The 19432-nt window shown below is 56.9% G+C and carries 23 protein-coding genes, 1 tRNA gene and 1 riboswitch; of the genes, 10 read left to right on the forward strand and 14 right to left on the reverse strand.

The features are described 5' to 3' along the window. Positions 1–14: 14 nt before the first annotated feature. Both AC2FIR_RS21465 and AC2FIR_RS21470 read right to left on the reverse strand, forming a co-directional pair. Positions 15–716 (reverse strand): response regulator, encoded by a 702-nt coding sequence (locus AC2FIR_RS21465; RefSeq protein ID WP_170612542.1) that lies wholly within the window; start codon positions 714–716, stop codon positions 15–17. Beyond that, the gene (locus AC2FIR_RS21470) at positions 713–1225 is read right to left on the reverse strand and encodes a MarR family winged helix-turn-helix transcriptional regulator (RefSeq protein ID WP_170612544.1); all 513 of its coding nucleotides are present in this window, start codon (positions 1223–1225) and stop codon (positions 713–715) included. Before AC2FIR_RS21470 ends, AC2FIR_RS21465 begins: the two co-directional genes overlap by 4 nt. Positions 1226–1382: 157 nt before the next feature. Between AC2FIR_RS21470 and AC2FIR_RS21475 the strand changes: the two genes are divergently transcribed. The 3 genes from AC2FIR_RS21475 to AC2FIR_RS21485 all read left to right on the forward strand — a co-directional run bounded on the left by AC2FIR_RS21475 (position 1383) and on the right by AC2FIR_RS21485 (position 3799). Beyond that, positions 1383–2249, forward strand: a complete 867-nt coding sequence (locus tag AC2FIR_RS21475) for a branched-chain amino acid aminotransferase (RefSeq protein WP_170612547.1) — start codon at positions 1383–1385, stop codon at positions 2247–2249. A 125-nt stretch (positions 2250–2374) separates the two neighbouring features. Then, the gene (locus AC2FIR_RS21480; RefSeq protein ID WP_170807240.1) at positions 2375–3325 is read left to right on the forward strand and encodes an AraC family transcriptional regulator; all 951 of its coding nucleotides are present in this window, start codon (positions 2375–2377) and stop codon (positions 3323–3325) included. 108 nt (positions 3326–3433) lie between these two features. Then, entirely contained in the window at positions 3434–3799 is a 366-nt protein-coding gene (locus tag AC2FIR_RS21485) for an SPW repeat domain-containing protein (protein ID WP_496747475.1), read from the forward strand. Positions 3800–4194: 395 nt separating this feature from the next. Here AC2FIR_RS21485 and cobO read toward each other — a convergent pair whose 3' ends face one another. From cobO to AC2FIR_RS21510, 5 genes are all read right to left on the reverse strand, one after another. Continuing rightward, entirely contained in the window at positions 4195–4794 is a 600-nt protein-coding gene (cobO, locus tag AC2FIR_RS21490) for a cob(I)yrinic acid a,c-diamide adenosyltransferase (RefSeq protein ID WP_496747473.1), read from the reverse strand. 56 nt (positions 4795–4850) lie between these two features. After that, positions 4851–5786 (reverse strand): DMT family transporter, encoded by a 936-nt coding sequence (locus AC2FIR_RS21495; protein WP_170682646.1) that lies wholly within the window; start codon positions 5784–5786, stop codon positions 4851–4853. A 45-nt stretch (positions 5787–5831) separates the two neighbouring features. After that, positions 5832–6494: an HD domain-containing protein gene (locus tag AC2FIR_RS21500; protein ID WP_496747471.1), complete on the reverse strand. Its 663-nt coding sequence runs from the start codon at positions 6492–6494 to the stop codon at positions 5832–5834. Continuing rightward, complete coding sequence (gene aroC, locus AC2FIR_RS21505) at positions 6478–7578, reverse strand: chorismate synthase (protein WP_496747469.1); 1101 nt, start codon at positions 7576–7578, stop codon at positions 6478–6480. Before aroC ends, AC2FIR_RS21500 begins: the two co-directional genes overlap by 17 nt. Positions 7579–7704: 126 nt before the next feature. Then, positions 7705–8145 carry a 6,7-dimethyl-8-ribityllumazine synthase gene (locus AC2FIR_RS21510; protein WP_170807186.1) on the reverse strand — a complete coding sequence of 147 codons (441 nt, stop codon included), beginning with the start codon at positions 8143–8145 and terminating at the stop codon, positions 7705–7707. A 128-nt stretch (positions 8146–8273) separates the two neighbouring features. Next, positions 8274–8421, reverse strand: a riboswitch (FMN riboswitch). 53 nt (positions 8422–8474) lie between these two features. Here AC2FIR_RS21510 and AC2FIR_RS21515 point away from each other — a divergent pair. Beyond that, on the forward strand, positions 8475–9089 hold the full coding sequence (locus tag AC2FIR_RS21515) for an FMN-binding negative transcriptional regulator (RefSeq protein WP_496763084.1): 615 nt from the start codon (positions 8475–8477) through the stop codon (positions 9087–9089). 13 nt (positions 9090–9102) lie between these two features. On the opposite strand, the gene AC2FIR_RS21520 is transcribed toward AC2FIR_RS21515, so the two are convergent. Further along, positions 9103–9546 carry a c-type cytochrome gene (locus AC2FIR_RS21520; protein WP_170612563.1) on the reverse strand — a complete coding sequence of 148 codons (444 nt, stop codon included), beginning with the start codon at positions 9544–9546 and terminating at the stop codon, positions 9103–9105. A 487-nt stretch (positions 9547–10033) separates the two neighbouring features. On the opposite strand from AC2FIR_RS21520, the gene petA reads away from it, so the two are divergent. Genes petA through AC2FIR_RS21535 form a run of 3 tightly spaced genes read left to right on the forward strand, consistent with a single transcriptional unit; the run spans position 10034 to position 12764 of the window. Further along, on the forward strand, positions 10034–10618 hold the full coding sequence (petA, locus tag AC2FIR_RS21525) for a ubiquinol-cytochrome c reductase iron-sulfur subunit (protein ID WP_170612564.1): 585 nt from the start codon (positions 10034–10036) through the stop codon (positions 10616–10618). A gap of 11 nt (positions 10619–10629) precedes the next feature. Beyond that, positions 10630–11961: a cytochrome b gene (gene petB / locus AC2FIR_RS21530; RefSeq protein ID WP_170682649.1), complete on the forward strand. Its 1332-nt coding sequence runs from the start codon at positions 10630–10632 to the stop codon at positions 11959–11961. Positions 11962–11978: 17 nt separating this feature from the next. After that, complete coding sequence (locus AC2FIR_RS21535) at positions 11979–12764, forward strand: cytochrome c1 (RefSeq protein ID WP_480912367.1); 786 nt, start codon at positions 11979–11981, stop codon at positions 12762–12764. A 141-nt stretch (positions 12765–12905) separates the two neighbouring features. On the opposite strand, the gene mtaB is transcribed toward AC2FIR_RS21535, so the two are convergent. Both mtaB and dapF read right to left on the reverse strand, forming a co-directional pair. Continuing rightward, complete coding sequence (mtaB, locus tag AC2FIR_RS21540) at positions 12906–14162, reverse strand: tRNA (N(6)-L-threonylcarbamoyladenosine(37)-C(2))-methylthiotransferase MtaB (protein ID WP_496747465.1); 1257 nt, start codon at positions 14160–14162, stop codon at positions 12906–12908. Next, on the reverse strand, positions 14159–15001 hold the full coding sequence (gene dapF, locus AC2FIR_RS21545; RefSeq protein ID WP_496747464.1) for a diaminopimelate epimerase: 843 nt from the start codon (positions 14999–15001) through the stop codon (positions 14159–14161). The genes mtaB and dapF overlap by 4 nt, the downstream gene beginning before the upstream one ends. A gap of 209 nt (positions 15002–15210) precedes the next feature. Between dapF and AC2FIR_RS21550 the strand changes: the two genes are divergently transcribed. Further along, positions 15211–15286, forward strand: a tRNA-Lys gene (locus AC2FIR_RS21550). Positions 15287–15402: 116 nt separating this feature from the next. On the opposite strand, the gene AC2FIR_RS21555 is transcribed toward AC2FIR_RS21550, so the two are convergent. The 4 genes from AC2FIR_RS21555 to AC2FIR_RS21570 form a co-directional block, all read right to left on the reverse strand. Next, positions 15403–16305: an SDH family Clp fold serine proteinase gene (locus AC2FIR_RS21555; protein WP_496763086.1), complete on the reverse strand. Its 903-nt coding sequence runs from the start codon at positions 16303–16305 to the stop codon at positions 15403–15405. Next, positions 16271–16468 carry a hypothetical protein gene (locus AC2FIR_RS21560; protein ID WP_496763088.1) on the reverse strand — a complete coding sequence of 66 codons (198 nt, stop codon included), beginning with the start codon at positions 16466–16468 and terminating at the stop codon, positions 16271–16273. Before AC2FIR_RS21560 ends, AC2FIR_RS21555 begins: the two co-directional genes overlap by 35 nt. Before the next feature lie 321 nt (positions 16469–16789). Continuing rightward, a complete protein-coding gene (locus AC2FIR_RS21565) occupies positions 16790–17449 on the reverse strand; it encodes a hypothetical protein (RefSeq protein ID WP_496763091.1) in 660 nt (219 codons plus the stop codon). Beyond that, a complete protein-coding gene (locus tag AC2FIR_RS21570; RefSeq protein ID WP_496763095.1) occupies positions 17446–17757 on the reverse strand; it encodes a hypothetical protein in 312 nt (103 codons plus the stop codon). The genes AC2FIR_RS21565 and AC2FIR_RS21570 overlap by 4 nt, the downstream gene beginning before the upstream one ends. A 329-nt stretch (positions 17758–18086) precedes the next feature. On the opposite strand from AC2FIR_RS21570, the gene AC2FIR_RS21575 reads away from it, so the two are divergent. Both AC2FIR_RS21575 and AC2FIR_RS21580 read left to right on the forward strand, forming a co-directional pair. Next, a protein-coding gene (locus AC2FIR_RS21575; RefSeq protein ID WP_496763099.1) for an IS5 family transposase occupies positions 18087–18786 on the forward strand; the annotation gives its coding sequence in 2 pieces (ribosomal slippage) (positions 18087–18424 and positions 18423–18786; 702 coding nt in all). A 321-nt stretch (positions 18787–19107) separates the two neighbouring features. After that, positions 19108–19398 (forward strand): patatin-like phospholipase family protein, encoded by a 291-nt coding sequence (locus AC2FIR_RS21580; protein ID WP_496763104.1) that lies wholly within the window; start codon positions 19108–19110, stop codon positions 19396–19398. Positions 19399–19432: the final 34 nt, after the last annotated feature.

Raw genomic sequence — 19432 nt, forward strand, 5'->3', positions numbered from 1 at the left:
CGCAGCGGCACTTCTTAGTCCGGCGCCAGCATGTACCCGGCCCCGCGCACCGTCTGAAGATAGCGCGGTTGTTTCGGGTCCTGTTCGATCTTGCGGCGCAGGCGGGTGATCTGCACATCCACCGCCCGCTCCTGTGCCTGGCCTTTGTCCCTGCCCAAATCCTCGACAAGTTTGGCGCGGCTGATCGGTTCACCCGGCTGGGCCGAAAAAATCTTCATCAACTGGCTTTCCGTCGCCGTCAGCCGTACCGGGTTCTCGCCCTGCCACATCTCTCCGCGCTCAATATCGTACCGAATGGGTCCAAGTTGCAAAATCTTGGCTGCGCTGTCCTGTGCAGGCGTGTCTGGCATCCGTCTCAGGATCGCATTGATCCGCAGCAGCAGTTCCTTGGGCTCAAAGGGTTTGGACAGGTAGTCGTCCGCGCCCGCTTCCAGCCCGGAAATCCGATGCTCGGTCTCACCCTTTGCCGTCAACAGCAGGATTGGTGTCGCATGAGTTTCGCGCAGGGACCGCGTCAGGCTGACGCCGTCCTCGCCGGGCATCATCACATCCAGAACGATCAGGTCAAAGTCCAGTCCGGACAGCACCCGCCGGGCGTGCGCCGCATCCCGGGCCGCTGTGACCAGAAATCCGTTACGCATCAGGAATTTCTTGAGGAGATCACGAATGCGCTCGTCATCATCGACGATCAGCAGATGGGCGTCCATTTCGCTCATGAAGTCGTATCCCGCAATTTCGTATATGCATGACGCATATCAGCATCCATCATCGCTTCAAGCACTTTGCGAAAGCCCGAGACCGCCTCGGGTCCGGCTTCCTTGTAAGCCGCGCGCATCCGAACGCGCTGCGCCTCGGACAGCGTCGCCTCCAGTGCCCTGCCATTCTCTGTCAGAAATAGGTGTCGTTCCCGTTTGTCCACTGTTCCGACCCGGCTTTCCACCAAACCGTCTTCGATCAAAGTGCGTAAGACCCTGTTCAGAGACTGTTTTGTCACCCCTAGTATGGCCAGCAGATTATTGACCGTTGTCCCCGGCGCGCGGTTGATGAAATGGATGGCCCTGTGATGCGCACGGCCATAGGCCATCTGCGCCAGAATGCGATCCGGATCGGCGGTAAAGCCGCGATACGCAAAGAACATCGCCTCGATCCCCTGCCGCAACTGCTCGTCAGTCAGAAACAGCAGGCTTTCTCCACCAAAGACCTGAGTCGGGCGGGTGTCGGACATATTGCGCCTCATTCGTTACTCGGGTTGACTTTATGTCAGTGATATTGACATTCCAAGTGCACACAGGAATCGATTCCCAGTTTTTGCGCAATTTCATGTCCATTTCAGGCAAAACTTGCGCAACAATCGGAAACAATTACCGGCTCAGGAGGTTCGCATGGCGGGATATGACGATCGTGACGGTGTCATCTGGTTGGATGGCAAACTTGTACCCTGGCGCGAGGCCAATGTGCATATTCTGACCCACGCAATGCATTATGCCTCGTCCGTATTCGAAGGCGAACGGGCGTATAACGGCAAAATTTTCAAAAGTCGCGAGCATTCGAAACGTCTGATCGCCTCGGCCGAGGCGCTGGATATGCCCATGCCTTATGACGTCGATCAAATCGAAGCCGCCAAGGAAGAGGCGCTGAAAGCCAGCGGTCTTCAGGATGCCTATGTACGCGCACTGGTCTGGCGCGGTTCGGGTGACGATATGGGTGTGGCTTCGGCCAGAAACCCGGTGCGGATGGCTGTCGCGGTCTGGCCCTGGGGCGCATATTATGGTGACGCCAAGATGCAGGGCGCCAAGCTGGACATCGCCGAATGGAAGCGGCCCAGCCCGGAAACCATACCGGTTCACGCCAAGGCGGCGGGCCTCTACATGATCTGCACGATCTCGAAACACAAAGCCGAAGCCAAAGGCTGCTCGGACGCCCTGTTCATGGATTGGCGTGGGTTTGTGGCCGAGGCAACCGGCGCCAACGTGTTCTTCGTCAAGGATGGCGAGGTCCACACTCCGTTGGCCGACTGCTTCCTGAACGGCATCACCCGCCAAACGGTCATTCAGATGCTGAAGGACAAAGGCATCACCGTGCATGAGCGGCGGATCAAACCCGAAGAGATGGCCGATTTCGAGCAATGCTGGCTGACCGGCACCGCTGCTGAGGTCACCCCGGTTGGGCAGATCGGCGACTATACGTTCGAAGTTGGCGATCTTACCCGTGAAATCGCGGCAGACTACGAAGCCCTCGTCCGCGCCTAATCCCGAGCCCGAGAACCATTGAAACCCTCGCTTTTGGCGGGGGTTTTTCTTTGCAGGTTGTCCGGATTTCCTTGCTGAACGTTCAGCCGGATGGACGATTGCGCAAGGACGTGTACAGTGCTGTCATGTTGGACCTGCTCAGCGATATCCTCACGCGCCTGTCCCTGCGCGGGACGTTCTATTTCCGCACATCCTTTACGCCCCCCTTTGGAATTCAGGTTCCGGCCTTTGAAAACGTGGCTCGGTTCCATTTCGTGCAACGCGGGGAATTGAAGGTTCATGTGTCCTCAACCGGAGACACATTGCGTCTCAAACAAGGGGATCTGATCCTTGTTCCGCATGGGGCGGCCCATGCATTGTTGTGCAACGAGGTCAGGCCATTCGATGCGCTGCCACTGGAGCAGGTGCTGCAGCAGTCCGGCTATCAGGGTGACGGTGTTCTGGTCTATGGGGGCGAGGACAAGGATCGCGACACGCAGCTGATCTGCGGGCATTTCTCTTTCACCGGGCCACCGGGGCGACGCGGAACAGGACATATGCTGATCGATCGGCTGCCGCCCTACATTCTGATCGAAAATTACGGCGAAGAGGCGGGCGCCTGGATCGAGGCTACCCTGCGCATGATCGGGTCAGAAGTGAGCGGGGCCCGGATCGGGGGCGACCTGATCGCGCTGAAACTGTCCGAGGTCCTGTTTGCACAGGCAATCCGTGCCTATCTGGAACACCAAAGCCCCAGTAACGCCGCTCTGGCGGGATTTGCCGACCAGCGGGTTTCGCGCGCGCTTACCGCGTTTCACCGCGCCCCCGCACAGGAGTGGAGCGTGGAGACACTGGCCCGCGAGGCAGGAATGTCGCGTACGGCATTCGCGCAGTTGTTTGCCGAGAAGATGGGAACGACACCCATGCAGTATCTGACCAACTGGCGCATGCAGATTGCCTGCCACGGCCTGACCGAAAGCCGCTGGAACGTCGCTGATGCCGCCGCCGAAGTGGGTTACGCCTCGGAGGCTGCGTTTTCCCGCGTTTTCAAAAAACAGATCGGCCTGTCTCCCGCGGCTTATCGGGCGATGAACTAATACCTCGATCTGTTGAACGATCTGCAAAGAAATGCGAACGCCAAGAGCTAATACGTCCAGACTTGCGCCCTTATCTTGGGGCCACTCCAAGCAAGGAAAGGAAACATCATGTCTCTTCGTTTCGTAACGCGCACCGTACACGCCTATCTTGATTACCCGGTCGCCCTGGCCCTTATGATCCTGCCTTTTGTTCTGGGATTGGGTCAATCAAACCCGATGGCCTTGTGGCTGTCCGTCACAACGGGCGTCGCCGCATTTGTTCTGACCGTTCTGACCGATCATCACCTTGGGATCTGGCGGGTCCTGCCCTACAAGCTCCATCTCACGGTGGACCTGATTGTCGGGATCACCTTTCTGCTGGCACCCAGCCTTTTTGGTTTCACCGGGCTGGACGCGGTCTGTTACTGGCTGAACGGTGCGGCCGTGGTTGTTGTCATTTCACTCAGCGCGCCCGAGCAAGGCGTCACCGCCTGAGTGCAAATTCAGACTTGAGTATTCCGACTAAAACAGTCAGATTATTAAGAAGCGCCGGATGCATCTGTTTCGGCATCAGGTTTCGGGGCGGTCTGCGAGCTTAGCGCAGCACAAGGTGACGGCACGCCACCGCCCCGAAAACGACTATGAGAGGTTTGGGATGTGTCGCCCGTTTGATGAACTCATGTCCAAACACGAGGCCGCGACCTCCTGCGGGTGTGGCTGCAATGAAGATTATGCCGCCTATCTCGATCAGAACGGGCCAATCAGTAAAGATACAGACACCCGAATTTCCGAAGAAGAGTCAGCCCGTCTACGCGAGTCAGTGCGCCGTGTGTTTGAAGCCCGAGCCGCACGAAGCGGCCCGGTGAATGATTGACCAAACCGACCCCGTATCAGAAATCGACGCCGCGCTGGGCTTTGATACCGGCCTGAAACGGGTGTTTTTCCACGTTCATTTCGGTGACCAGATCGGCATAGTCCCGCAGCGCTTGAGGCGCGTCGCGACCTGTCAGAAAGACGCTGGTACGCTCTGACCGGTTCTTCAGCCCGTCGATCACCTGTTCGACCGAAAGGTACTCGTAGCGCAATGCGATGTTGATCTCGTCCAGCACGACCAGATCATAATCTCCGCTGCTCATCAGCTTGCACGCTTTGTCGAAAGCGGCGTTTGCGGCGGCGATATCGCGTTCCTTATCCTGTGTATCCCATGTAAAACCTTCGCCCATGGTGTGCCACGTCACCAGATCGCGCTCTTCGAAAAAGCGCCGTTCACCGGTTTTCCATTTGCCCTTGATGAACTGTACAACGGCAACCTGCTGACCCCAGCCCAGCGCCCTGATCACGACACCAAATGCGGCCGAGGATTTGCCTTTGCCCTTGCCTGTGTTGATCAGAACCAGGCCGCGTTCGGGATCGACCGCCTCGGAAACCTTCTTACGGTGCTCAGCCTGCACCTTTTGCATCTTTTCCTTGTGATCATGTGCGTCACTCATCGGGAAACCTCGTTGTTTGTCGCGCCCAAACTAGGGAAAGATGGCGAAAGGTAAAGTCACGCTTTGGGGTCCGTGACAGATCTGGCCTTGCCGCGCTCCAGCCCCAGCTGATGCTCGCGCCAGATCACCACCGCATTGCCGGCGATGACCAGAACAGCCCCAAGCAAAATGGCCAGCGTTGGCAGCTCATCAAACCAGACATAGCCGATGCCGATGGCAAACAGCATGGTGGTATAGTCATATGGGGCCAGCATCGAGGCCTGGCCAAACCGGTACGAGGACGTCACCAGGATTTGCGCGACCCCCCCGGTCAGTCCCATCGCAATCAGTATCGCCAGCTGCTCCCATGTCGGCACAGCCCAGCCCCAGAATACCGTCAGCCCGGACAGGGCGGTCGCCGTAACCGAAAAGTAGAAAACGATCGCAGCCGGATGGTCGACCTGAACCAATTGCCGGATGTGAATCTGCACAAAGGCCCGCGCGATTGTTGCGCCCAGCACGCAAAGCGCACCAATTGTGGCTGCCAGTTCCAGTTCGGTGCTGCCAAGCCGCGGCCACAGCATGATCAGAACACCCAAAAGGCCCAGAACGACGGCACCAATACGGATCAAACGGATACGTTCGCCCAACATGACCGCTGCGAGAACGAGGGTGAAGATCGGGGTCGCGTAGCCAATGGCAGTCACTTCGGGCAGCGGCAGCAGGCTGAGCCCGGTGAAAGTCAAACCCATTGCGGTCGTGCCCAGAACACCGCGCCAGAAATGACCCATCGGCTTTTTGACCACGAAGCCCTGCGCCAGTTCCCCACGCGATACCAGCCAGATGATGATGACCGGAATGGCAAAGAGCGACCGAAAAAAAACCAGCTCACCCGGAGGAAAATCTTCGGACAATGCCTTGACCAGCGCCGACATCGAGGTGAACAGAAAAAGGGCGCTGAGTTTCAGCGCCACGGCCAGTACGGGTCGATGCGATGTTAAAGGTTTTGCCATCGGCGCGACCCTGCGCCTTTGCGGCGCAAAGATCAACGGCTGGAATCAGCGGTCTGTCCAGCTTGGCGGCAAGGTACTGCCGATCTCTTCCGCGAATTCTTCAAGAAAACGGATCATCCGGCCGATCCGCTGCTGCGCGATCTGTTTTCCGGTCTCGGTCAGCATGTCATTCGGCAGGCTGAGAAGCTTGACTTTCCAATGGTCGACCGAGAAGTGCAGGTCATCCAGAGGCCGGTGTTCTGCAAACGGGTCGGCCGGATCATAAAGCGACCGCCCCAATGCGCCGGAAACAGAAAAGTTGCGGGCTACGCCGATCGCGCCCAACGCATCCAGCCGGTCGGCATCCCGCAGAATACGGGCCTCATCCGTTTCAGGCGTGATGTTGGCCGAAAAGCTGTGGGATTCAATTGCGTGCTGAATGGCGCGGATCTGATCCGGGCGATAGCCCAATTCCCTCAGAACAGTCTCTGATTCCGTCGCGGACCGGCGCGAGGCCAGATGCCGGCAAGGGTCATCTTTTGGCAGGTTCACCAGATCATGCAGATAGCTTGCGGCCAGAAGCACGCCCATATCCGTTTCGCGATCCGCGATGGCCTGCGCATTCACCCAGACCCGGTCTAGGTGGGCCAGATCATGGGCAGGGTCGGTCTCCATACGCTGCGCAACGATGCCGCGCAGGCGCGTACGCAGATCAGCCGATCCGTCCACGGTTCTCTCCGATCTGGCCGCGGTGCAGCAGCAGGTGGTCGAGGATCACGCATGCCATCATCGCCTCGCCTACCGGGACAGCGCGAATGCCGACGCAGGGGTCATGGCGGCCTTTTGTGATGATTTCGGTCTCTTTCCCGGATTTGGTGATCGTTTTGCGAGTGGTCAGGATGGACGAGGTCGGCTTGACCGCGAAACGGACCACAATGTCCTGTCCGGTCGAGATACCGCCGAGAATACCGCCCGCGTGGTTCGAACTGTATTGCGGGCCGTTCTGGCCCATGAAGATCTCATCGGCATTGGCCTCTCCGGTCAGTTCCGCCGCGGCCATACCCTCGCCGATCTCGACGCCCTTGACCGCATTGATCGACATCATCGCGGCGGCCAGATCAGTGTCTAACTTGGCATAAACCGGCGCACCAAGACCGGCAGGAACGCCGCGCGCCACCACTTCGACCACGGCACCAACCGAGTTTCCGGATTTGCGCAGATCGTCCAGAAAAGCCGCCCAACCCTCGGCCGCGTGCGCATCCGGGGTCCAAAACGGATTTTGTTCGATCTGGGACCAGTCGAAATTGTCGCGATTAATCTTGTGGGGTCCGATCTGCGTCATGTAACCGGTGATCTGAACATTGGGGGCAATCTGTTTGATCGCCTCACGCGCTAGACCTCCGGCCGCAACACGAGAAGCCGTTTCGCGGGCCGAACTGCGCCCGCCACCGCGATAATCGCGGATACCGTATTTCTGCCAGTAGGTGATATCGGCGTGGCCCGGGCGGAACTTGTCCATGATATCGCCGTAATCTTTCGAGCGCTGATCGGTGTTTTCGATCATCAGCTGCACGGGGGTCCCGGTGGTCTGGCCTTCGAACACACCCGAGAGGATTTTCACCTGATCCGGTTCACGCCGCTGAGTGGTGAACTTGTTCTGCCCCGGTTTGCGCTTGTCCAGCCAGTGCTGGATCATTCCCTCGTCGATCGCGACGCCCGGCGGGCAGCCATCGACGGTCGCACCCAAAGCGGGTCCGTGGCTTTCACCCCAGGTGGTGACGCGGAAAAGATGGCCAAAGCTGTTCATCGACATGAGGCGTGCTCCTTTGCGCGATGTGATTAGCGGTCGCGGGGCCCGGCCTCAAGCGGATTTGCTGATTGGTCCGGGGGGCGCTGCCCGATGGGCAGCGCGTTTTGAGTATTTTTGAAAAGATGAAGTTCAGGCGACTTGCGCAATCTCTGCACGGGATTCGGTGATCTTGAGAGCGGCCTGTGCGGCTTCGCGCCCTTTTTGAACGAAATGCGCACGATAGATGGCGTTGTGGTGGTCGGTTTCCTGATACTGGTGCGGCGTGAGCGAGACCGACAGGACCGGAACGCCCGTGTCCATTCCGGCGCGCATCAGCCCGTCGACCACGGCCTGTGCCACGAAATCATGCCGGTAGATGCCGCCATCCACGACAAAGGCGGCGCAGGCAACAGCGGCGTAGCGCCCGGTTTGGGCCAGATCGCGGGCCAGCAGAGGCATCTCGAACGCGCCCGGCACGTCGAAAACATCGACCTGATCGGCAGGGATCAGTTCCAGAAACCCGTCGAGCGCCCGGTCAACGATGTCCGAATGCCAGTTGGCTTTGACGAATGCATAGCGGGTGTGTGTCATCAAGATCTACTTTCGGTTTGGTTGCCAACTGGCTGTCGCGAGAACCGGTTCCCACTTTTCGCTGCCAGCCCGGCATGACACGTCACCCAAGGCGATCACGAGCCGCCGCGCCGTTTGGCGGCGCGCCAGCACGTTCTCTTTCATCCGGACTGTAACCGTCGGCTCTGGCCTCTCACCAGATCTGCTGACACCCCGGTCGCCGGGGCCGCTCGCGGGCTTGCGGGTCGTGACCCGCATACCGCCGGTGGGGAATTCCGCCCCGCCCTGAGAACGCGCGGACCTTGCCAAGGTGCGGGCGGTTCTGCAAGAGATTTCGCAGGAGGATAGACATGCACCCGAACCCTGCCTTCCGCGCTGAAGACACTGCGCGCCATATCGCCTTTGCCCGAGAACGGGCGTTCGGGGTTCTGACCCTTTCCACGGATCAGGCGCCGTTGCTCAGCCATGTGCCTTTCTTAATTAGCGAAGATGGGGCCGTTGCCGACCTGCATCTGGTGCGATCGAACCCGATTGTGCACGCACTGAAACAGCCGCGTGTTGCCCGGATCGCCGTGTCCGGGCCGGACGGGTACATCTCACCCGATTGGTACGGGGCCGAGGACCAGGTGCCGACATGGAACTATGTCGCCGTGCACCTGACAGGCCGGATCAGGGTACTGCCACATTCTGAATTGCGGGATTTGCTGGATCGCCAATCCGCTTTCTACGAAGAGCGCCTGCGGCCCAAGCCGCCCTGGACCGCCGGAAAGATGAACTCGGACGCGTTGGAGCGCATGATGCGGGTGATTGTCCCGTGCAGACTGCAGGTGGACGACATTCAGGGCACCTGGAAGCTGAATCAGAACAAAACCGACAAGATGCGGCATTCTGCGGCCGATTACGTTGAGGCGGATGGTTTTGGCAGCGAGACCGGATTGCTGGCCACATTGATGCGGGGAACATGACCAGCCGGATCGGTCATTCGCTGAAGGTCGCCAGATAGGCCGCGATATCGTCGGCGCCCTTTTTCAGCCTGACGCTCATATTCGGACGCGCGGTTTCGTCATTAAGGTACTCCCTGATAAAGCCAATCGGATCTTGGGAGTAGGCAGAAATGTTCTCTTCGGTCCAAACCAGCCCTTCCTCGCCCGCCCGTATCATGTCGTCGGTAAACATGCCAATTGGCAGACGCTCGCTGCCATAGCGATAATCATTTTCGGCTCCGGCAACGCGACCTACGACACCAAAGAGATTCGGACCGGTTATGCCGCCTTTGACCAAAACCTCGCCATCTTTGATGATTGCGTGGCAGGAAGAACAGCGGTTGTAGAGTTTTTCGCCTTTTTCCGGATCGCCGGCGGCAGTGGCCTGAGATGCAGCGGCCAGCGCCAGGGTCACGACGGTTGCAAAGAGCTTTGACATAGAGAACGTCCTGTTGCGGGTGAGGTTTCCCCCGCCCTTCCGGGATTCCCGTTAAAAGTGCAACCGAAAACAGTCACAACTATGTTATTGAAAAATATGTATTTTCAACTCAAAATTTACGTGACGGTGGAGGCCCTTAAAGTGGAAATTTGTGCGGCGAAATCTGGTCAGGAGTATGCAGACCGGGGACCTTGTGGCACGTCCGGTGTCAGCATCAGGACAGGTTCCCCGTTTCGATATGTGACCCCGAATCACGTTGCGCCCGATCTGCGGTGATCGGCAAATTTCCCCGCTTAACCCCACCGCTATCTTGAAAAAATGCCCCTTCGTTGTGACATGAATGCCCAGATGCGGCGTAGTGCGCGCCTATGACCGCTGGACGAACCGTTTTCTCCCGGATAGATAGCCGCGATGAGACGCCGTATTTGATGCGGTGCTGATGCATGTTTGCCCGGTCCACCCGGGCGTCGGAATCGGAGAAAACCTCGTGTCCCACGCAGAAGACCACGAAGGCACCCGCAGAGATTTCCTCTACTACGTCGCTGGCGGCGCAGGTGTCGTTGCAACGGGGGCGGCCGTCTGGCCCCTGGTCAACCAAATGAACCCATCGGCAGACGTTCAGGCGCTGTCCTCGATCCGCGTGGATGTCAGCGGGGTTGAGCCGGGTACGCAGCTGACAGTCAAGTGGCTGGGCAAGCCCGTGTTCATCCGTCACCGCACCGGTGCCGAGATCCAGGAAGCGCAGGAGCAGGACGCCGAAGGCGTTGACGCACTGCCGGATCCGCTGGCCCGCAACTTCAACCTGAACGCTGATGCGCCGGCAACCGACGCCAACCGCGTTATGCCTTCGCCTGAAGGCGAAGCACCGGGCGCATGGATCGTTCAGATGGGCGTCTGCACCCATCTGGGTTGCGTGCCTTTGGGTGATGCCGGCGATTTTGGCGGCTGGTTCTGCCCCTGCCACGGTTCGCACTATGATCTTGCCGGTCGTATCCGCAAAGGCCCCGCGCCTGAAAACCTGCCCGTTCCGCCTGCGGAGTGGACGGATAACTCCACCATCAGACTCGGCTAAGGGAGACCCAGATGTCCGGAATTCCCCACGATCATTACGAGCCGAAGACAAACGGCGAAAAGTGGCTGAACAGCCGCCTTCCCATCGTCGGCCTGCTGTATGACACCCTCATGATCCCGACCCCCAAGAACCTGAACTGGTGGTGGATCTGGGGCATCGTTCTGGCGTTCTGCCTGGCGCTGCAAATCGTCACCGGCATCATCCTGGTGATGCACTATACTCCGCATGTCGATCTGGCCTTTGCCAGCGTCGAACACATCATGCGCAACGTGAATGGCGGCTACTTTATCCGCTATCTGCACATGAACGGCGCGTCGCTGTTCTTTGTTGCGGTCTATATTCACATGTTCCGCGGCCTGTTCTACGGCTCGTACAAAGCCCCGCGTGAGATCACGTGGATCATCGGTATGCTGATCTACCTGATGATGATGGGCACTGCCTTCATGGGCTACGTTCTGCCCTGGGGTCAGATGTCTTTCTGGGGTGCGACCGTGATCACCGGTCTGTTTGGCGCGATCCCGTTCGTTGGCGATGCGATCCAGACCTGGCTGCTGGGCGGACCCGCCGTGGACAACGCCACGCTGAACCGCTTCTTCTCGTTGCACTACCTGCTGCCATTCATCATCGCGGCGCTGGTCATCGTGCACATCTGGGCCTTCCACACCACCGGAAACAACAACCCCACGGGTGTTGAGGTGCGTCGTGGCTCGAAGGCCGAGGCCGAGAAAGACACGCTGCCGTTCTGGCCCTACTTCGTGATCAAGGACCTGTTTGCGCTGGCCGTGATCCTGGTAATCTTCTGGGCGATTGTCGGTTTCATGCCGAACTACCTGGGCCACCCGGACAACTACATCGAAGCCAACCCGCTGGTTACGCCTGCGCACATCGTTCCCGAATGGTACTTCCTGCCGTTCTACGCGATCCTGCGTGCGTTCACTGGTGAGGTCTGGGTTGTTCAGTTCGCCAGCTTCATCACCGGCGGTATCGTCGACGCCAAGTTCTTTGGTGTGATTGCGATGTTCGGTGCGATCCTGGCAATGGCTCTGGCACCCTGGCTGGACACGTCGACCGTGCGTTCGGGCAAGTACCGCCCGATGTTCAAATGGTGGTTCTACCTGCTGATCATCGACTTCTTCGCCCTGATGTGGCTGGGTGCGATGCCCGCGGAAGAGCCTTACGCAACCTTCTCGCTGATCGCGTCCGCCTACTGGTTCGCCTATTTCTTCGTGATCCTGCCGATCCTGGGTGTTATCGAAAAACCCGAGGCGCAGCCGGAAACCATCGAAGAAGACTTCAACGCGCATTATGGCAAGGCAGACGCCGACGCCACGCCGGCCGAGTAAGAAGAGGGACCGGAAACATGTTCAAGAAACTTGCAATCGGTGCCGCGTTTGCCATCGCCCTTACCCCTGCTGCGTCCCTCGCGGCAGGTGGCGGCGAGCAGCACATCGAAGACTTCGACTTCTCGTTCGAAGGCCCCTTTGGCACCTGGGATCAAAACCAGCTGCAGCGTGGTCTTCAGGTCTACACTGAAGTCTGTGCGGCCTGCCACGGCCTAAGATACGTACCCCTGCGCGACCTTGAGGCGCTGGGATATTCGGAAGAAGAAGTCATCGCCTATGCGGCTGGCAACTTTGAAGTGTTCGATCCCGAGCTTGACGATTTCCGTCCGGCGATCCCGACTGACCACTTCCCGGCCAATGACGGCGTTGGCGCTCCGGACCTGAGCCTGATGGCCAAGGCCCGTGCCGGCTTCCACGGCCCTTATGGTCTGGGCATCAACCAGCTGTTCAAAGGCATGGGCGGCGCGGAATACATCGCCTCGCTGCTGGATGGCTATACCGGTAAGGAAAAGGAAGAGGCAGGTGCGGTTCTGTACGAAAACACCGCCTTCCCGGGTGGCTGGATTTCGATGGCACCGCCGCTGGCCGAAGATCAGGTGGAGTTCGCCGATGGCCACCCTGCCACCGTCGAAGCCATGTCCGAGGACATCGCCGCCTTCCTGATGTGGACCGCCGAACCGAAGATGATGGATCGCAAGAATGCCGGTTTCGTTGGCGTTCTGTTCCTGTCGGTGCTGTCGGTTCTGCTGTATCTGGTCAACAAGCGCCTTTGGGCACCCCACAAAGGCAAGAAGCTGCACTAAGCACTGACCCGCAAAGAACGAAGAAACCCCCGCGCCATTGGCAGCGGGGGTTTTTTGTTGTGATCGGAGTGAAGGGGCCAGCCCCTTCTTGGCCTGCGGCCAATTCAACCCCGGGATATTTCTGGCCAGATGAAAAGCGGATCAGGCTGTCAGTTGAGTGTCCGTGTTGCCCCTAATGGTGGCGGTCACGATCTTGCCTTCGGTTTGCGGTGTGGAAAACGTCACTTCGGTGAACTGCTCGGTCCGGCCCATGTTCGGGTTCTCCATCAGGATGTGATGGGTTCTGCCGATCTGGGCGGTCAGGTGTTTGGAGACCTGAACCGCTCCTGCCGCGCGTAAACGGGCGGCGCGGTCTTTGATGACATTGCCGTTGATCTGCTGCGGTATATGGGCCGCCGGAGTGCCATCGCGTTTGGAATACGGGAAGACGTGCAGCCAGGTCAGGTCGCAATCTTTGACCAGCTTCAGCGAGTTCTCGAAATGCGCTTCGGATTCGGTTGGGAAACCCGCGATTATATCGGCGCCAAAAGTCATATCGGGGCGCAGTTTGCGGGCCTCTTCCGTGAAGCGAATTGCATCATCGCGCAGGTGGCGGCGTTTCATGCGTTTGAGAATCAGATCGTCGCCATGCTGCAACGACAGGTGCAGATGTGGCATCAGGCGTGGCTCGGTCGCGATCGCTTGCATCAGGTTTTCATCCACCTCGATGGAATCAATCGAACTGATCCGCAGGCGCGGCAGGTCCGGTACCAGCTTCAGGATGCGCATCACCAGATCGCCCAGCTTGGGCTGCGCCGGCAGGTCTGCCCCCCACGAGGTCAGGTCAACACCCGTCAAGACAACTTCGTTATACCCCCGCTCCACCAGCCGTTTGATCTGATCGACTACAACGCCGGCTGGCACGCTACGCGAATTGCCACGGCCATAAGGGATGATGCAGAAGGTGCACCGATGGTCACAGCCATTCTGGACCTGCACATATGCGCGCGAGCGCGTGCCGAACCCGTCGATCAGGTGCCCCGCGGTTTCGGTCACGGACATGATGTCGTCGACCTGCACGGATTCGGTCTCGCCGATGAAGTCGGCAGCCATGCTTTTCCATGTCGCGGGCTGCATTTTTTCGGTATTCCCGATCACCGCGTCGACCTCGTCCATACTGGCAAATGTCTCGGGCTCGGTCTGGGCCGCACAACCGGTGACAATCAGACGCGCATTGGGGTTTTCCCGCCGAAGCTTGCGGATTTCCTGCCGGGCCTTGCGCACCGCCTCGGCCGTGACAGCACATGTGTTCACGACAACAGCATCTGTCAGTCCCGCCTCCCGCGACAGTTCTTTCATCGCCTCGGTTTCATAGGCGTTCAGGCGGCAGCCCAGCGTGGTGAATTTGGGCGGGTTCATCCCAGCGCCCTCAGGAATTCAGGCGTCAACGTACCCGAGAAGACGTGGCAGGTCGGCCCGGTCATCCAGACGCCATCCTCGCGCCAGTCGATCCAGATTGTTCCGCCGTCCAGTTCGATCTGAACCTTGCGCCCCGTAAGGCCCCGGCGCGCGGCCGAAACCGCCGTCGCACAAGAGGACGAGCCCGAAGCCAAGGTAATGCCCACGCCACGCTCCCACACGCGCATACGCAAGTGATCCGGTCCGATGACCTGCACCACCTGTACATTGGTGCGTTCGGGGTAAAGGGGGTGATGCTCGTATCGCGCGCCGAACTCCGTCAGGGGAATCGCCTCGGCGTCCTCGACAAAGAAGGTGCAATGCGGGTTGCCCATACCGGTGGCGCTCGGGCTGCCCTCGATCGGCAGTTCCAGCGTATCGACATCTTCTGCGAGCGGGATCTCGTGCCAGTCCAACTGCGGAGGCCCCATGTTCACTGCAGTCAGCCCGTCGCCCACATCCCGCGCAACAAGCGTACCGCGTTCTGTTGTCAGGGTCAGGTTGGATTTTCCGGTCTCCTCCATCAGAAACCGGGCAATGCAGCGGGTGGCATTCCCGCAAGCCGCAGACGTCGACCCATCTGCATTGTAAAACACCAGATGCGCGTCTTCTTCGCCTTGCTGAATGACGGCAAGCTGGTCGAAACCCACACCCATCTGACGATGCCCGATTCCCCGCGCCAGGGCGGGCGTCATCTCCACCGACGCCGCACGTGCGTCGAGAATGACGAAGTCATTTCCCAGCCCGTGCATCTTCATGAAGGGCAATCCGGTATCGAGTCTCAGCTGCATGGCGCGCATATAACCCTGCGCAGGACATGAATCCAGTCTGACAGGGAGATTCGTAAAAAAAGGGGTTGACCCCCCTGCGCCACCTGCCTAATTAGGCCGCCTATCGGGTCGCCTGAAACACTGATTTTTCAAGCGGAACGAGGTGCAAAAAAGGTCTTGAACCCAACCGGGAACTTGCCTTAAAGAGCGCCACGGATCGACGAGATCCAAAAAAGAGTGGGCCGTTAGCTCAGTTGGTAGAGCAACTGACTTTTAATCAGTGGGTCGCAGGTTCGAATCCTGCACGGCTCACCACTTTTTTTGACATTAATATCAATAAACTATGCTACTGGTGTTTAAGGTGGCTGTCTGACCGCCTGTATGCTTTGTTTTGCTTGGGGGACAAATAGGGGACATTTCAGTCAGACTTACTACGCACTGACCGTCCATTGACCCCCATTCGAGTTTCGAATTATCTTTATTGAATTCGTCATTCCGAACGATGCAACAAAAGCATGATGTACGCTGAGGACCTCTTCCTGCAGATTCTGGTCGTCCTCCAGTGAAACAACCTTCAGTCCCATGTCGTTGCATTTGTCAATCATGAAGTGGTGTGCGTGCTCTGTCGTGCCCTTGTAATCCATTAAGTTCTCAACAATTGCCTCTGCTGCCTCGGTCGGGTTTCCCTCGTTTTTAAGCATGTTTCCGGCCAGCCAACGCGAGACCATGTCTCTCGTACCCGCGACGCCCCGCTCGCAATCTAGGATAAAGGCAGGTGGATATTTTGCAAAAACTTGCTCGTAGACCAATTTTTTTAGTGGTTCCTTTTTGATTTCTTCAATTGCCTGATCGACCTCGGCCAAAACCCCCATAGCGGGATGGCCTTTGATCTGTGGATCAGTTGGGCCAAGTGATGTGTGTTTACCCATCACTATTTCGGTGCACGCGCAGGCAATCATGGTGCCCGCTGACATAGCCATGTGAGGGATGATTGCGCGAATGTCTGTTCCAAACATTCTATAAAGATACTCAACGATAGCCCGAGTGGCTTCAGCGCTACCACCAGGAGTATGAAGAATTAGGTCTAGGCCTTTGTCTCTTGGCACATTGTGCACAACTGCCATCAGGCCATTCATGTCTAGATCAGTTATTGCGGCTTCTGGGTGAATACGCCCGTCGGGCGACTTCTTTTGTAGCCAGCCGGAATAATACGCGATGACCGGTCTTCCAACTCTGGCCTCGAGTGCACTTAGGTATTTGGTTGTGACAAGGTCGCAGGCATTAGCTTGCCCCAGACCGCTAATCTCTTGAACTATTTCGTTCCATGTTGGCATGGCAAATTTCGGTTCCGCCTGTTACAGAAATTGGAGTGAACTCACCGTAACCAGAAAAACCATAAGAAATCAAAGCAGTGTTTTGCTTGGTGTCATGGGAGAAATGTTCGTCGGCAGCAAGCGCAACACCTAGGTCTGCCAATGCATCAGTTCTTTCTGACATCAAATCCTCCACTATCAAAAGTGATTCGTTTTAATCTAGCACGGGCGAGTCAACATTCAGAAACTGTAACCTTAAAAGTGAATCAAATTGTCACATCATCGCGTTTTCAGAAGGCACGATGAGCGACGGCTCCTTCGAAAAGGACTGAATATCGAACCATTTGAAGCAAGTGCCATCACCGTTTTGTTTGTCTCCCAGTGTGGCCATATGCGGCCAGACAGACCTCAGTGTAAGGAATTGACCGTTTAAATGTGCCTTAGGAGCATATTTGAATGTGGATTTCGGCAGTAACTGTCGATTTTTGCACGACTGCGCTGAAGGCTAGATGTATCCGCAGTCCAACTTGTCATCAACTCGCACCACCAGTGAATCGGTATTGTAGCCTTCGTTGCGCACAGTTCCAGAAAGACTCTCAGTTTCACCCGGCGAAAGTACAAACTCGTGTAGATTGATTTCGCCAATGTCATACATTTCTCGACTACCACGATAACCCCGCCCGCCCCTAATTCTAAGGACGCAAGTCACAGTGGCGTCAGAAATGTTCTTGTAGCTTCGACGATAGTCCGCTGTGATGTCGTATTTTGATAAGACACCCAAACGGTCGAAGTCATTCTGGTAGACTATGCGTTCAACGGCTTCAGTCGCATCACCCGGGACAAACCGGATACTATCGAAATTGGATTCAATGCAATCCAGATATGCATCGTAGATTAGAAGTTTTTCTTCAGTAGAGAACTCGGGATCGCTAAAGATGATTCCTCTCAGTTCTTCCTTTTTCAGAGAACTCAGCTCTGCTTGCCCCGGCTCAATGGCAGCCTTAAGTTCCTTTTCGACCTGCGTTGACATGCCCGTACTACACACTGCGATTAGATCACCGGCCCTGTCTCTAGGATTCCCATCTATTGGTTCGCCAATTTGTTGCTGAATACAACCACAAAGCCCAAACGGGATCGCAAACAGCCCGGACAAGAAGTTCTTCACGCGAATGCTCCTGCCTCGCGTAAGCAGCCGACAAAGGAGTTATAAGCTTCCACCTTGTTCGCCTCAGTGATGTCGCTCGATGTCAGAATCGTCGACTCGAACTCCCGCTCGGTGCCCACTCCTATTTTGCCGCTCTGTCCGGAATTTCTTTCATAAATAGCTTCAAGGGTGGCTTTGTCTTTGCTTGAAAAACCACCACCACATAGTGCGATAAAACGGTTAGTATCAGCTTGACTTCTAGGAGTTGTCGGCTCGTTTGAACTAGAACAAGCTGCCAATACTGAAAACGCTAGTAGATACCGAAACACCACTACCTCCACAAAGGAAATCCAAAAAAATTTGTGCTCGCCCGTATAGTTTTCTTATTGGGCTAAAAATTGAAGCGTGTAATACAAGGTTCAATATACCGAAGATGTAGCAAAAAATCTACGGCTGTGAGCACACCAGATATGATCCAAACACCCTTCGCCGCTTCCGCGCAGCCATCTTGCCACAACCTTCCTTGCAATACCTGGCATCTATCCGCTTCCATACCCGCATTAAATTGAAGCAGAAAGCACTACCCGACCCTTAGGGTCAGGACCCATTGATTTCCGCGTGGCTGCGTGATTCACGGTTCGAAAAACGAGCGGTGAACATGTCTGATCTGTTTTGGCTGACCGACGCCCAGATGGCGCGTCTTGAGCCCTTCTTCCCAAAGTCTCATGGCAAACCCCGCGTCAATGACCGGCGGGTGTTGAGCGGGATAGTCTTCATTAATCGCAATGGTTTGCGCTGGCGCGATGCGCCGAAGGCATACGGCCCGCACAAGACGCTCTACAACCGCTGGAAACGTTGGAGCGACAAGGGCATCTTCGCCCGGATGATGGCCGGAATGGCCGCTGAGCACGGCGAAAATAAGACCTTGATGATAGATGCGACCTACCTGAAGGCGCACCGCACAGCGACCAGTTTGGGCGTCAAAAAGGGGGGGTGGACGCCTGATCGGTCGGACCAAGGGCGGCATGAAAACGAAGCTACACGCTATCTGCGACAGCAAGGGACGCCCACTCAACTTGTTTGTGACGGCTGGGCAGGTCAGCGATTACATCGGCGCACGGGCATTGTTGAGCAGCCTGCCAGATGTCGAATGGCTGCTTGGGGATCGCGGATATGACGCTGATTGGTTCCGGGAAGCGTTGAAAGATAAAGGCATACGCGCGTGCATCCCAGGCGGGAAGCAGCGGAAGAAAGCGGTGAAGTACGACCAGCGCCGTTACAAACGCCGCAACCGGATCGAGATCATGTTCGGCAGGCTGAAGGATTGGCGACGCGTTGCAACCCGATACGATAGATGACCGAAGGTTTTCCTGTCAGCCATCGCCCTTGCCGCAATCGTCATTTATTGGCTATGAGTCCTGACCCTAGTTAGCGCTCATGTTGAGTTTCGAGCGCGGAATTTCTTCTCCCAAGGATAGGGCGCGCCCTTTCTTCCGAGCGTTGAACCCCTCGAAACTGCCCAAAGTTGTATTGTAGCCTGTGGATCTATTCGAAAGCGGTCCCAACCTTCCAAGTTGCAAGCGGGTTACAGGAAAAATAACTTAGCAAGAATTAACTTAGCAAGTACTATCGAAACAGCGTTTTAGAGGAAGACGAATTTACACTATTGGTGGAGCGCAATGAAGAAAAATACTTTTATCGTATTCGAAGGTGGCGGAGCAAAGGGAATATCACACATAGGGGTACTTAGTGCCATAGAAGGCAGGAGTGAACTAAAGGTTGTTGGCGCTGCCGGCACCTCAGCAGGTTCTATTTTCGCAGCACTAGTGGCAGCAGGTTTTAACTCTGATGAGATGCTATCACTCAGCAAAAGCGAAAGCGGGGACAAGTACAGTTCATTGTTCGATGCGATGAGCGACCAATATAATAGCCCACATTCCCCAAGTAAGTCGCTGTTTCCGCTGTCGTGATCGTGTTATTTCCGATATAAATCATGGTGTTGGT

It is taken from the genome of Ruegeria sp. CDSB136 (assembly GCF_059610965.1).